Origin of the sequence: Stenotrophomonas lacuserhaii (assembly GCF_014836545.1) — a bacterium.
GTDB lineage: Bacteria > Pseudomonadota > Gammaproteobacteria > Xanthomonadales > Xanthomonadaceae > Stenotrophomonas > Stenotrophomonas lacuserhaii.
Genome location: NZ_JACSQS010000012.1, coordinates 33,934 through 47,033, shown reverse-complemented (window position 1 = coordinate 47,033; position 13,100 = coordinate 33,934). Strand labels below are relative to the sequence as shown.

Below are 13,100 nucleotides of genomic sequence, written 5' to 3'. Positions count from 1 at the left end.
TTCGCATCGCTTTGGTGCAGGCGGCGTTATGCTCGGCGGGTTCGACACCCGAGTCGCCCACACCGAGCCGCAGGAGTTCCGCCATGAACACGCAGTCGCTCACCAGCTCCCTCCTCCAGCAGCTGCAGCAGGGTCCGGCCCTGCAGCAGGTGTCCCAGACCCTCGGCGTGGACAGCAACCAGGCCAGCCAGGCGATCCAGTCCGCGCTGCCGCTGCTGCTGGGCGCCCTGGGCAACAACGCCAGCAATCCCCAGGGTGCCCAGTCGCTGCTCAACGCACTGCAGCGTGATCACCTGGGTGGTAGCCCTGCCTCGACCGGCGGTGCTGCAGGCGGTTTCGACCTCGGCGGCCTGCTGGGCGCGGTGCTCGGCGGCGGCGGTGGCCAGGCGACCAACGGCGCCGGCATCCTCGGCCACGTATTCGGCAGCCAGAGTCCGCAGGCCGCGCAGCTGCTGGGCCAGAAGACCGGGCTGGACAGTGGCAGGTCCGGCCAGCTGCTGGCCCTGCTTGCCCCGATCGTGATGTCGTTCCTGGCCCAGAAATTTGCCCAGCAGGGCAACGCCGGCCAGCTCAGCCAGGCCCTAGGTCAGGAAGCGCAGGCTTCGGGCATGGCCGGGGGTGGCCTCGGCGCCCTCCTCGATCAGGACGGCGATGGGCAGTTTGGCCTCGGTGATGTCCTGAAAATCGGCGGCGGACTGCTCGGCAAGCGCCCCTGATTGGCCACGACTGTCCAATCGCTCCTAGTTCATAGCTTCTTACTATTGATGAGGTTGAGCGAATCGAATGTACGTTCCCGCGCGTGGTGCTTACCGTGGGATGGGACATCGATTTACGTTCCCTATTAAACATTCGCCAGTACACAGGTAGAGACCCATGAATAGCGAAGCGAAGTGCCCGTTCAACCACGCCGTCACCGGTGAAGGCACCACCAACCGGGATTGGTGGCCCAAGCAACTGCGCGTGGACCTGCTCAACCAGCATTCCTCGCGCTCCAATCCGCTGGATCCGCAGTTCGACTACGCCGCCGCGTTCAAGGGCCTGGACTACCAGGCGCTGAAGAATGACCTGAAAGCGTTGATGACCGATTCGCAGGACTGGTGGCCGGCCGACTTCGGGCACTACGGTGGCCTGTTCGTGCGCATGGCCTGGCACAGCGCGGGCACCTATCGCATCGGCGATGGTCGCGGCGGTGGCGGCCGTGGGCAGCAGCGCTTCGCCCCGCTCAACAGCTGGCCGGACAACGTCAGCCTGGACAAGGCACGACGCCTGTTGTGGCCGATCAAGCAGAAGTACGGGCAGGCTGTTTCCTGGTCGGACCTGCTGATCCTCACCGGCAATGTCGCGCTGGAATCGATGGGCTTCAAGACGCTCGGCTTTGCCGGCGGTCGCCCGGATACCTGGGAACCGGACCAGGACGTGTACTGGGGCCGCGAGACCACCTGGCTCGGCGGCGACGAACGCTACAAGCACGGTTCGGAAGGCGTGGAGAAGGCCGGCGGCGTGCTGGTATCCGATGACGATGCCGACGGCGACGTGCATTCGCGCAAGCTGGAAAACCCGCTGGCCGCCGTGCAGATGGGGCTGATCTACGTGAACCCCGAAGGCCCGGACGGCAACCCCGATCCGTTGCTGGCCGCCTTCGACATCCGCGATACCTTCGGCCGCATGGCGATGGACGACGAGGAAACCGTTGCGCTGATCGCCGGTGGCCACAGCTTCGGCAAGACCCACGGTGCAGGCCCGGCGGACAACGTCGGTCCGGAACCGGAGGCCGATGGACTGGAACGCCAGGGCCTGGGCTGGAGCAACCGCTTCGGCAGCGGCAAGGGCGGGGACACCATCACCAGCGGTCTGGAAGTCACCTGGACGCGCACCCCGGCGCAGTGGAGCCACGACTTCTTCGAGCTGCTGTTCAAGCACGAGTGGGAACTGACCAAGAGCCCCGCCGGTGCCCACCAGTGGGTGGCCAAGGATGCCGAGGCGGTGATTCCCGATGCACACGATGCGTCGAAGAAGCACCGCCCGACCATGCTGACCACCGATCTCTCGCTGCGTTACGATCCGGCCTACGAAAAGATCTCGCGCCGCTTCCTGGCCGATCCGCAGGCCTTCGCCGATGCCTTTGCGCGCGCCTGGTTCAAGCTGACCCATCGCGACATGGGCCCGCGTGCCCGTTACCTGGGCCCGGAAATCCCGGCCGAAACCTTCATCTGGCAGGACCCGGTGCCCGAACCCACGCACCCACTGGTGGACGCCAGGGACGTGGCCGCGCTGAAGCAGAAGATCGCCGCCAGCGGGCTGAGCGTGGCCGAACTGGTGTCCACCGCGTGGGCATCGGCATCGACCTTCCGTGGCGGTGACAAGCGCGGTGGCGCCAATGGGGCACGCGTGCGCCTGGCCCCGCAGAAGGACTGGGCGGTCAACCAGCCGCAGCAGCTGGCCAAGGTGCTGGCCGCGCTGGAGAAGGTGCAGGCAGACTTCAACGGTGCCGGTGGCGCCCAGGTTTCACTGGCTGACCTGATCGTGCTGGCCGGTGGCGTGGGCATCGAGCAGGCGGCAAAGGCCGCTGGCCATGACATCAGCGTGCCGTTCACTCCAGGCCGCACCGATGCCAGCCAGGAACAGACCGATGTGGAGTCCTTCGCGGTGATGGAGCCGGCAGCCGATGGCTTCCGCAATTACCTCAAGGGACGCTACAGCGTCCCGGCCGAAGCGCTGCTGATCGACAAGGCACAGCAGCTGACCCTGACCGCACCGGAACTGACCGCACTGGTTGGCGGTCTGCGCGTGCTGGGCGCCAACGTGGACGGTGGCAAGGACGGCGTGCTGACCGATCGTATCGGCACGCTGAGCAACGACTTCTTCGTCAACCTGCTGGACATGGGCACGCAGTGGAAGGCCGCCGGCGATGGCTACGAGGGCAGCAGCCGCAACGGCGGTGGCACGCGCTGGACCGCCAGCCGTGCGGACCTGGTATTCGGATCGAACTCGGTGCTGCGCGCGGTGGCCGAGGTGTATGCCAGTGCCGATGGCCAGAAGAAGTTCGTGCAGGACTTCGTCGCCGCCTGGACGCGGGTGATGGAACTGGACCGCTACGACCTGCACGGCTGAAGTCGCAGCCCCTCACCCGGGCGGCATGGACCGACCCGGGTGACGAATTTGTCTCGGTGGGGGATTGGTATCGGTGGGTGACGACCGTTGGTCGTCACCGCTTTCCACCCCACACTCAAAGCGCGTCCAGATCCCCCAACGCGCGGATCAGCTTTCGCGCCCGCTTGTCTGGCTTGTGCTCCGGCGCCTTGTACCCATCACGCGCCGCGATCCGCACTGCACGCTGCTCTGCACGACGTGCCTTGGATGCGTCTGTTTCCACATACAGCTGCTGGGCCACCGGCGCCGGACCGCGCTGGTCGCTCAACGCGACCACCGCGATTTCGAACTGCTCTTCGCCGCGCTCGATGGTCAGCTGCTCGCCGACCCGCACCGCACGCGAGGACTTCGGCCGCTGGCCAGCTACCGCCACCTTGCCGGTTTCAACCGCCTGTTTGGCCAGGCTCCGGGTCTTGAAGAATCGTGCCGCCCACAACCAGATATCCAGACGGACGCTGGGCTGCGGCAGGGAAAGCTCGGTCATCGACAGGGGTTACTCCGCAGGGTTGTTCAAGGAGATGCTGCTCAGGACATGCGGCCTTCCCTGCGGCAATCAAGCTTCCCCCGGCTGCCTGCTGCGCCCTCGGTGAATGATTCACCGGCACATCCCGCAGACCCGCCAGATGCTAGTGTTCGCGCACGCCCGTTCGATCTCCAACCCATGGCAAAAGCGCCGCTCGACCTCACATCCGGCCCCATCGGGCGCAACCTGCTGCTGTTCTCCCTGCCGATCCTGGCGGGCAACATCGCGCAGTCGCTGAATGGCTCGGTGAATGCGGTCTGGGTCGGGCGCTTCCTCGGCGAAGCCGCGCTGACCGCGACGGCCAATGCCAACAACATCATGTTCTTCCTGATCGGCTCGGTGTTCGGCATCGGGATGGCCTCGACCATCCTGATCGGCCAGGCGATGGGCGCCAAGGACATCGGCCAGGCGCGCCGGGTGATGGGCACCAGCGCGACCTTCTTCATCGGCTTGTCGGTGGTGATTGCCGTGGCCGGCTGGTTCCTCGCCCACCCGTTGCTGGCGGCGATGGGCACGCCCGCCGCGTCGTTGCCACTGGCCGAGGCCTACCTGAAGGTCATCTTCCTGGCGATGCCGACGCTGTACGCGTTTGCCTTTCTCAGCGCAGCGATGCGCGGCGCCGGCGATTCACGTACGCCGTTCCGCTTCCTGCTGGTTTCCGTCGCGCTGGATATCGTATTCAACCCGCTGCTGATCTTCGGCCTCGGGCCGCTGCCGGAACTGGGGATTGCCGGTGCGGCGTGGGCCACGCTGATCGCGCAGACGCTGTCGCTGGTCGCGCTGCTGCTGTACATGCGCCACAAGCGCCACGTGCTGTGGCTGGGCCGCAAGGACATGGCGCTGTTCAAAGTGGACCTGCCGATCCTGAAGGCGCTGGTGGTCAAGGGCGTGCCGATGGGCCTGCAGATGGTGCTGATTTCGCTGTCAATGATCATGCTGATGACCATGGTCAACCAGTACGGCACCGATACTGCGGCGGCCTATGGCGCCTCGCTTCAGTTGTGGACCTACGTGCAGATGCCGGCGATGGCGATCGGCGCGGCATGTTCGTCGATGGCCGCGCAGAACGTCGGTGCGCAGCTGTGGGGACGCGTACGCGCCACCGCGCGCCAGGGCGTGCTGTTCAATTTCCTGCTGACCGGCGTGCTGATCGCCCCGTTGATCCTGCTGGACCGCTACACGCTGGCACTGTTCCTGCCCGATGGCAGTCAGGCGCTGCAGGCGGCCCGGCACCTCAACCACATCGCGGTGTGGTCGTTCCTGTTCTTCGGTGTCAGCTTCGTGATTTCCGGCGTGGTGCGCTCCACCGGTGCGGTACTGGCGCCGCTGCTGATCCTGGCCGGGTCGCTGTGGGGCGTGCGGGTGCCCTTCGCCGAACTGCTGCAGCCGTACCTGGGCGTGGACGCGATCTGGTGGAGTTTTCCGGCCAGCTCACTGGTGTCGATGCTGCTGTCGCTGGCGTATTACCGCTGGGGCGGATGGCGCAAGGCCAGGATGCTGGACAGCCCCGCGCATGGTACGCCGGCCGAAGTCCCGGCCAGTCCGCCTTCGCCGGTGGCCGACCCGGATGCCGCGTTGGAAATCGCCGCGCCTGCGGCGGTATCGCCGGCCGCGCCACCGCGCTGAGGCCGCCCGCGCAGGGCCCGCTGCGCTCGCCGACCATGGGTATGCCGGTCGTCCTGACCGGCACCCTCCAGGCCGTCGCAAGCGACGTTGGCAGCGGCTCCTGCCGCTGCCTGCGGCGCTACCTTATGCCTGCCCGCCGCGTTCGCCGACGGTGGGTCGGCGCTACCGCAGCGCGGCGGCCTGGCGTACCCAGTCGGTGAACTGCGCGCGGTCCAGCGGCACGTCTTCGAACACGTGCAGGTAGCGCGTCAGCGGATGCTTCGACCCTTCCGGCGGCAGCGGCTTCAGCCGCGCGCCGGTCAGGAAAGCCACTTTGATGTAGCGGTTGAAGCAGTGCAGGCTGAGCAACCACTCGGCCTGCCCGGCCGCGCCGTACAGCGGCGAGTTCCATTTGACCGCCTTGCGGATACCGGGCACGGCCTGTTCAATCAGCGCGTCCATTTCCGTGGCAGCGGCCTGCTTCCAGCCCGGCGCGGCGGCGATCCAAGCCTGGACTGGCCCGTCGCCGTCACCCTTGGGGATCTGCGGATTGCCACCGGAAAGCAGCGTCATCGCCGTGTCCTGCGCCTTGGGGGTAGCGCCGAGCTTGCTCGACTGCCCCGTGTCTTGTCGAGCAAGCTCGACACTACGTCACCCGGGATGCTGAACCGTAGTGTCGAGCTTGCTCGATACGACGTCACCCGGGATGCTGAACCGTAGTGTCGAGCTTGCTCGATACGACGTCACCCGGGATGCCTCAGGGCGCGATGTCTTTCCACAGCGGCAGGCCCAAGCGCTGCCGCTGGTAGCGCAGCATCACCGCCATCAGCACGCCGAAGGCCAATCCGGCCAGCACGGCCGTGGTCACCATCCCCAGCCCGGTCATGCCGCTACTGCGCCACAGCATCAGCCACATCACCGTGCCCCAGCCGATGCCGAACCACGCACCGGTGGTCAGCACGTTGGTGGCGAAGCCGGTCAGGATCGGTGGGGCGACGCCCCAGCCCAGCCGCCAGAACAGGCGGTACAGGGGCGGCGCGGACATCGAGCGCTTCACGCCGGCGGCGTCGAGCTGCTGCAGCGCGCGTCGCACCTGCGGCGGATAGCGCTCGGAAATCGGGGGAGTAGACGTATTCATCCCCGGAACATAGCCGCTGCGCGGACCCAAACGCAAACGGCCGCCCGAAGGCGGCCGTTGCGGCGACAACCGGAGTTGTCGGCAGGTATTACTGGGCAGCCTTGGCAGCCAGGCGCGCGGCCTTGGCCTGCGCAGCAGCAGCCAGATCTTCCTTGATGCGGGCAGCCTTGCCTTCCAGGCCACGCAGGTAGTACAGCTTGCCGGCGCGGACCTTACCACGACGCTTCACTTCGACCGAGTCGATGATGGCGCTGTGGGTCTGGAAGACGCGCTCGACGCCGTAGCCGTGCGAGATCTTGCGCACGGTGAAGGCCGAGTTCAGGCCGCCGTTCTTGGTCGCGATCACAACGCCTTCGTAGGCCTGGACGCGCTCACGGTTGCCTTCCTTCACCTTCACGTTCACGACGATGGTGTCGCCCTGGCTGAACTTCGGCAGTTCGCGGGTGATCTGGGCGGCTTCGAAGTCCGCGAGAATGGTTTTGTTCAGCTTGCTCATGGGTTACACCGATTCATATGTTCGGGTGGGCGTGTCATTCGACAGCGTGGGCTCATGCGGTCACTGGACTGTGCCGCACGTTTGTTATGTATGGAGCACATCGACCAGTACGGACGATGGTAATTCGCAATCATAGCCCATTACGGGCCGCCCTTGCTAGGGGTTCTTGTCGCTTTCCAATCCGTCCCGGCCCTGTGCCAGCAGCTTGCGGTCGGCCTTGTTCAACGTGGACTCGTCCAGTAATTCGGGCCGCCGCTGCCAGGTCCGCAGCAGCGACTGCTGCCTGCGCCAAGCGGCGATGGCGGCATGGTTGCCCGAGCGCAGCACATCCGGGACGTCGCCCAGCGGATGCTGGGCCGGCTGGCTGAAATGCGGGCAGTCGAGCAGCCCCAGTTCACCTTCGAAGCTGTCCTGGGCGGCGGATTCGGCGTCATTCAACGCGCCCTCCTGCAACCTGGCCACGGCGTCGATGATCACCGCCGCCCCCAGTTCGCCGCCGGACAACACGTAATCGCCGAGGGAAATCTCCTCGTCGACCGCACTGGCCAGGAACCGCTCGTCGATCCCCTCGTAACGGCCGCAGAGCAGGATCATGCGCGGCAATGCCGCCAGTTCACGCACCTTGGCCTGGGTCAGCGGACGGCCCTGCGGACTCAGGTAGATCACCGGCGCCGGGGTCGGGTCTGCCGCACGCACCGCGGACAGGCAGGCCTGCAGCGGTTCGATCAGCATCACCATGCCCGGCCCCCCACCGAACGGACGATCATCCACCCGGCGGTAGTTGCCTTCGGCGTAATCACGCGGATTCCAGCCGTGCAGGCTGAACAACGCTTTTTCCTGCGCCCGGCCCACCACGCCCAGTCCGGCGGACTGGGCAAGGAATTCCGGGAACAGGGTGATGACGTCAAAGCGCATCAGAAGTCCGGATCCCAGTCGACGATGACCAGGTTGGCATCGAAGTCCACGGATTTGACGAACTCCGGCTGCACGAACGGGATCATCCGCTCACGGTCGCCGCGGGTGACCAGCACGTCGTTGGAACCGGTGGAGAACAGGTGCGACACCTGGCCCAGCGATACCCCGTCGACGGTCTTGACGTCCAGGCCTTCCAGGTCGACCCAGTAGTACTCGTCCGGCTTCGGCGGCGGCAGCGAGCTGCGTGCCACGTAGACCTCGGTACCGCGCATGGCCTCGACCACGTCGCGGTCATCCACGTCGGGGAACCGGGCGATCAGGTGCTTGCCGGTATCACGGCCGCGGACACCGGAAAGCGTGGATTCCTGCCCCGAGGGGCTGACCACGATCCACGGCTGGTAATTGAAGATGGCAGAACGCGGCTCGGTCCAGGACTCGAGCTTAAGTTCGCCGCGCACACCAAAAGCGCCGGCAACCCTGCCCAGCAGGATCCGGCGCTCGATATCTTTCATCTGCGTATGCCAGATGGGCCGCGACGGGCGCGGCCCTTCAAGATCAGGCCGCAGCGGCCTGGGACTTGGACGCTTCCTTGATCAGGTTGCGGACCTTGTCGGTCGGCTGGGCGCCGTTCTTGACCCAATGGTCAACGCGGGCCAGGTCCAGCTCGATGCGCTTCTCGCCACCCTGTGCAACCGGGTTGTAGAAACCGACGCGCTCGATGTTGCGGCCGTCGCGGGCGCTACGGACGTCGGTCACGATGATGTGGTAGAACGGACGCTTCTTGGCGCCGCCGCGGGTCAGTCGAATCTTGACCATGGTGTATTTTCCTATGTAACCCAGTCGCCAGGATGGCGCGGTAAGCCGACGATTATAGCGGCAGCTTCGGCCCAAGCCAACCCCAGCCTGGGTTTGCGGTCTTCACACCTGCAACGGCTGCCACGGCACCGCAGCCATCACCGCCCTGCCCTGTGCTGCCAGCGGCTCCGATCCGGCCAGCGCGCGGCCGTCAATGGCCCCCAGCGGCCAGATCCCGCTGGCGTTGCAGGCAAACGCTGCCTGGATTCGGTCCAGCTCCGCCGCGGCAACCGCCCTCACCACCTGTGGCCCGTTCCAATGCTGCCGCAGCAGCGCCTCGGCGGTGCCCCGCAGCGCCGCCGCCTGCGGCCATACCAGCTGCTGCCCATCGTGCAGGGCCAGGTTCCAGGTGCTGCCTTCGCTGACCTGGTCCTCCTCGTTCAGAAACAGCGCGTCGTCGAAGCCGGCGGCCATCGCCTCGCGCCGCTGCTGGAACAGGCCGAAGGTCCCCACGTGCTTGAGCGCCGGCAATTCGCGTTGATAGCGCACGCTGCACACCGCGCGCGAAGCGCTCAGCTGCACCGGAGCGGACACGGCCACCAGCACGTCCACCGGCACGACGGACAACGGGTCGCGGAAATCGAAGGCACGGGAAAACACCGTCACCCGCAGCGATGCATCGGCCATACCAGCATGCTGCAGCGCCTGCGCCATCCATCGCTGCACCTGGCGCTCATCGAGCATGCTGCCGAACAGCGCCTGCGTTGCATGCGCCAGGCGCTGCAGGTGCAGGTCCAGACCCTGCACTGCATGGCCGCGTACCTGCAGCGAAGTGAAGTGGCCATAATTGATCAACGCCGCGCCCAACGTCGCCGCATCGGCCGGTTGGCCATTGCAGAACAGCGCGCTGCTGCCCGTCGCGCTCACAGGCGCGCCTGCGCGTCCTGCCACCAGCGCTGCAGCAGGGCAGCGGCCGGTTCGGCACGCGCCATCCACGCCGACTGCCCCGCCCAGGCCTGCATCGAAGCCAAGGCGTTCTCGCGCGCCGCCTGCGCACGCATCGCCGCGGTCAACCCGCGCTGCACCGGATAGGGTCGGGGCGGCGGCGCATCGACTCCGGCGGCCGCACGTACGTATTCGGTGGCCAGTCCGCGTCCCAGCCGGCCACTGAAGGCACGGGTGGGCCAGGTGTCTTCCGGTTCACTGGTCGCCAGCGCATCGGCCCATGCCGGCGCGATCGCCGCCTCCGGGGTACGCAGGAACGCGGTGCCGATCTGCACCGCGCTGGCGCCCAGGGTCAGTGCGGCGGCGATGCCACGGCCGTCGGCGATGCCGCCTGCGGCGATCACCGGGATATCCAGATGGTCGACCAGGCGCGGCAACAGCGAGAACAGGCCCACCAGCTGGCGCTCGGCCTGCGCCGGATCAAACGCACCGCGGTGTCCGCCGGCTTCGAAGCCCTGCGCCACCACTGCATCGGCACCGGCGGCCTGCGCCTGACGCGCTTCGGCCAGGGTGGTCGCACAGGCGATCCAGGCAATGCCCGCCTGCTTCAATCGCTGCACCTGGCGGTCCTCGAGCACGCCCATGATGGTGGACAGCACGGCCGGTCGTGCGGTCAGCACGGCGTTGAACTGATCGTTGAAATCCGCCGGGCCGGCGTCGCCGGCGCTGGCCGGCACCTCGGGTCCCCATTGCGCCAGCAGCGCGCGGGTAGCCGCTTCGGCCTGCGCATCGCGCAGCGCAGGCGCATCGGGGATCCACAGATTCACCTGCGCCGGGCCGCTGCTGCGGCTACGGAAGTCATCCATCCAGCGGCCGATATCGGCTGCGGGGGAGAGCACCGCGCCCATCGCGCCCATGCTGCCGGCGGTTGCCAGCGCCGCCGACAGCGGCACCGGACAGGCGCCGGCCATCGGCGCCAGCAGGACCGGCATCTGCAGGTTGAAGCGCTGGCAGAAGCGTTCTACCCGGCCAGCAATTCCATCATCACGCATGCATCGAGCCTCTTTTGATGAGTCCGTGCGGGGCAATCCGGTATCAGCGGAACGGCAGGCCGCGGCCGCCCATGGCGCCCATCATGCCCTTCATGCTGCGCATCATGCCCTTCATGCCGCCGCCGGCCATCTTGCTCATCATTTTTTCCATCTGCATGTACTGCTTCATCAGCTTGTTGACGTCGGCCGGCTGGGTGCCCGAACCGCGCGCGATGCGGGCACGACGCGAACCGTTGAGCAGGCCCGGATTACGCCGTTCCTTCTTGGTCATCGAGCTGATGATGGCGATCATGCGCGGCACTTCCTTGCCCTGGCTGACCTGCGCCTTGAGGTGCTCGGGGATCTGCCCCAGGCCCGGCAGCTTGTCCATCAGCCCGCCGATGCCGCCCATGTTCTGCATCTGCTCCAGCTGGTCGCGCATGTCGTTCAGATCGAACTTCTTGCCCTTGGCGACCTTCTCGGCCAGCTTCTGCGCCTTGTCCTTGTCGACCTGCTGCTCGACCTGCTCCACCAGCGACAGCACGTCGCCCATGTCCAGGATGCGGCTGGCGATACGGTCCGGGTGGAACACATCTAGGCCGTCCGGCTTTTCACTGACGCCGACGAACTTGATCGGCTTGCCGGTGATGTAGCGCACGCTCAGCGCGGCACCGCCGCGGGCGTCACCGTCGGTCTTGGTCAACACCACGCCGGTCAGCGGCAACGCATCGCCGAAGGCCTTGGCCGTGTTGGCCGCGTCCTGGCCGGTCATCGCATCGACCACGAACAGCGTTTCGGCCGGATTGACCGCCGCGTGCAGGGCCTTGATCTCGGCCATCATCGCTTCGTCGATGGCCAGGCGGCCGGCGGTATCGACGATCAGCACGTCCACGAAGGACCTGCGTGCGTCATCGATCGCCGCGCGCACGATGGCTTCCGGCTTCTGGTCGGCGCTGGAGGCGAAGAACAGCACGCCCACCTGTTCGGCCAGGGTCTTCAGCTGCTCGATCGCGGCCGGGCGGTAGACGTCGGCCGACACCACCATCACCTTCTTCTTGCGCTTTTCCTTCAGGTGCTTGGCCAGCTTGCCCACCGTGGTGGTCTTGCCCGCACCCTGCAGGCCGGCCATCAGGATGATCGCCGGTGCCGGCACGTTGAGGTTCAGGTCGCTGGCTTCAGCGCCCATCACGTTGGTCAGCTCGTCGCGGACGACCTTGATCAGGGCCTGGCCGGGGGTCAGCGACTTCAGCACTTCCTGGCCGACCGCGCGCTCCTTGATGCGCTCGATCAGCGCCTGCACCACCGGCAGGGCGACGTCGGCTTCCAGCAGCGCGATGCGCACTTCGCGGGTGGCGTCGCGGATGTTTTCCTCGGTCAGGCGGCCGCGGCCGCGCAGGCGCTCGATGGTGCCGGAAAGGCGCTGGGTCAGGGACTCGAACATGCGATGCAACCTGTCTGGAACGGGGGACAATGAGGCAGACAGTATAGCCGGTCGCCCCGGCGACCCGGGCGCGCGCGATGGGCCGTCGCCACTGCGTTGGGGGTGTGCGAAACTTCCACGATGACAATCGTTCTCATCGCAGCCCTGCTCTACCTGACCGCCACCGCCGCCCTGGTGCGCGCGGTCGGCAGCGATGCGCCCAACCCGGGCCGCGGTTGGCTGGCCGCTGCGGTGCCGGCGCTGCTGCTGCATGCCGGCTACCACGTGCAGGTGGCACTGCAGAGTGCCGGCGGGCCGGACATGCACTTCTTCGCCGCGCTGTCGCTGGTCGGCCTGGGCATGGCCGGGCTGACCTCGCTGGTGGGCGCGCGCGGCCGCATGGCCGCACTCGGCGTGGTGGTGTTTCCGCTGGCGGCGGTGCTGCTGGGCGCCTACCACGGCTATGGGCATGAGCCGAGCAAGGAACTGGGCTGGCGGCTGGCCACCCACGCCTGGCTGGCCCTGCTGTCCTACGCCACGCTGAGCATCGCCGCACTGCTGGCGATCATGCAGTGGCTGCAGGAACGTGCCCTGCGTCGGCGCGAATTCCGCCCCTGGCTGCGTGCCCTGCCGCCGCTGGCGGACCTGGAATCACTGCTGTTCCGGGTGATCACCGTCGGCTTCTTCCTGCTGACCCTGACCCTGGTCACCGGCGTGCTGTTCGTCGATGACCTGCTGGCGCAGAAGCTGGTGCACAAGACCGTGCTCAGCGTGCTGTCGTGGATCGTGTTCGGGGTGCTGCTGATCGGCCGCCGCCGTTACGGCTGGCGCGGCCTGAAGGCCGTCCACTGGACCCTCAGCGCGATGCTGCTGCTGTTGCTGGCGTTCTTCGGCAGCCAGTTCGTGATCGAACTGGTCTTCGGGCATACGACCCGGTAAAGCATCGGGTCGTATGCCCACGCATTCCACCTTATCCCCGCGCCGTTGGCGCGCCCCCTTGAACACCAAGGGGGCTGTTCACCAGCAAGCCTGCGCGCGCACCCGGCCCATCGCATTACAGGTCCGGTAACGCCGTGCCGGCA

At 66.9% G+C, this 13,100-nt stretch carries 14 protein-coding genes; 4 read left to right on the top strand and 10 right to left on the bottom strand.

Going from position 1 to position 13,100, the window contains the following annotated elements; all coding sequences use genetic code 11:
- Positions 1-83: 83 nt before the first annotated feature.
- Positions 84-716 carry a DUF937 domain-containing protein gene (locus tag H9654_RS12090; RefSeq protein ID WP_191771029.1) on the top strand — a complete coding sequence of 211 codons (633 nt, stop codon included), beginning with the start codon at positions 84-86 and terminating at the stop codon, positions 714-716.
- 157 nt (positions 717-873) lie between these two features.
- A complete protein-coding gene (gene katG, locus H9654_RS12085; RefSeq protein ID WP_191771028.1) occupies positions 874-3,111 on the top strand; it encodes a catalase/peroxidase HPI in 2,238 nt (745 codons plus the stop codon).
- 115 nt (positions 3,112-3,226) lie between these two features.
- On the opposite strand, the gene H9654_RS12080 is transcribed toward katG, so the two are convergent.
- Complete coding sequence (locus H9654_RS12080) at positions 3,227-3,634, bottom strand: RNA-binding S4 domain-containing protein (protein WP_191771027.1); 408 nt, start codon at positions 3,632-3,634, stop codon at positions 3,227-3,229.
- Positions 3,635-3,811: 177 nt separating this feature from the next.
- On the opposite strand from H9654_RS12080, the gene H9654_RS12075 reads away from it, so the two are divergent.
- Complete coding sequence (locus H9654_RS12075) at positions 3,812-5,299, top strand: MATE family efflux transporter (protein ID WP_191771026.1); 1,488 nt, start codon at positions 3,812-3,814, stop codon at positions 5,297-5,299.
- Between the two features lie 162 nt (positions 5,300-5,461).
- Here H9654_RS12075 and H9654_RS12070 read toward each other — a convergent pair whose 3' ends face one another.
- The 9 genes from H9654_RS12070 to ffh form a co-directional block, all read right to left on the bottom strand.
- Positions 5,462-5,851 carry a DUF1801 domain-containing protein gene (locus tag H9654_RS12070; protein WP_191771025.1) on the bottom strand — a complete coding sequence of 130 codons (390 nt, stop codon included), beginning with the start codon at positions 5,849-5,851 and terminating at the stop codon, positions 5,462-5,464.
- A gap of 184 nt (positions 5,852-6,035) precedes the next feature.
- Entirely contained in the window at positions 6,036-6,416 is a 381-nt protein-coding gene (locus H9654_RS12065) for a DUF6404 family protein (RefSeq protein ID WP_042612637.1), read from the bottom strand.
- Between the two features lie 88 nt (positions 6,417-6,504).
- Complete coding sequence (gene rplS, locus H9654_RS12060; protein ID WP_101100249.1) at positions 6,505-6,912, bottom strand: 50S ribosomal protein L19; 408 nt, start codon at positions 6,910-6,912, stop codon at positions 6,505-6,507.
- A gap of 156 nt (positions 6,913-7,068) precedes the next feature.
- On the bottom strand, positions 7,069-7,827 hold the full coding sequence (trmD, locus tag H9654_RS12055) for a tRNA (guanosine(37)-N1)-methyltransferase TrmD (protein ID WP_182655927.1): 759 nt from the start codon (positions 7,825-7,827) through the stop codon (positions 7,069-7,071).
- Positions 7,827-8,339, bottom strand: coding sequence for a ribosome maturation factor RimM (gene rimM / locus H9654_RS12050; RefSeq protein WP_101100247.1), 513 nt, complete (start codon positions 8,337-8,339; stop codon positions 7,827-7,829). Before rimM ends, trmD begins: the two co-directional genes overlap by 1 nt.
- A gap of 43 nt (positions 8,340-8,382) precedes the next feature.
- Positions 8,383-8,643 carry a 30S ribosomal protein S16 gene (gene rpsP, locus H9654_RS12045; RefSeq protein WP_042612633.1) on the bottom strand — a complete coding sequence of 87 codons (261 nt, stop codon included), beginning with the start codon at positions 8,641-8,643 and terminating at the stop codon, positions 8,383-8,385.
- A 102-nt stretch (positions 8,644-8,745) separates the two neighbouring features.
- Positions 8,746-9,549: an aminotransferase class IV gene (locus H9654_RS12040; protein WP_406833475.1), complete on the bottom strand. Its 804-nt coding sequence runs from the start codon at positions 9,547-9,549 to the stop codon at positions 8,746-8,748.
- A complete protein-coding gene (locus H9654_RS12035) occupies positions 9,546-10,619 on the bottom strand; it encodes an NAD(P)H-dependent flavin oxidoreductase (protein WP_191771024.1) in 1,074 nt (357 codons plus the stop codon). Before H9654_RS12035 ends, H9654_RS12040 begins: the two co-directional genes overlap by 4 nt.
- Positions 10,620-10,662: 43 nt before the next feature.
- Positions 10,663-12,039: a signal recognition particle protein gene (gene ffh, locus H9654_RS12030; protein WP_101100245.1), complete on the bottom strand. Its 1,377-nt coding sequence runs from the start codon at positions 12,037-12,039 to the stop codon at positions 10,663-10,665.
- Positions 12,040-12,159: 120 nt separating this feature from the next.
- On the opposite strand from ffh, the gene H9654_RS12025 reads away from it, so the two are divergent.
- On the top strand, positions 12,160-12,957 hold the full coding sequence (locus tag H9654_RS12025; RefSeq protein ID WP_191771023.1) for a cytochrome C assembly family protein: 798 nt from the start codon (positions 12,160-12,162) through the stop codon (positions 12,955-12,957).
- Positions 12,958-13,100: the final 143 nt, after the last annotated feature.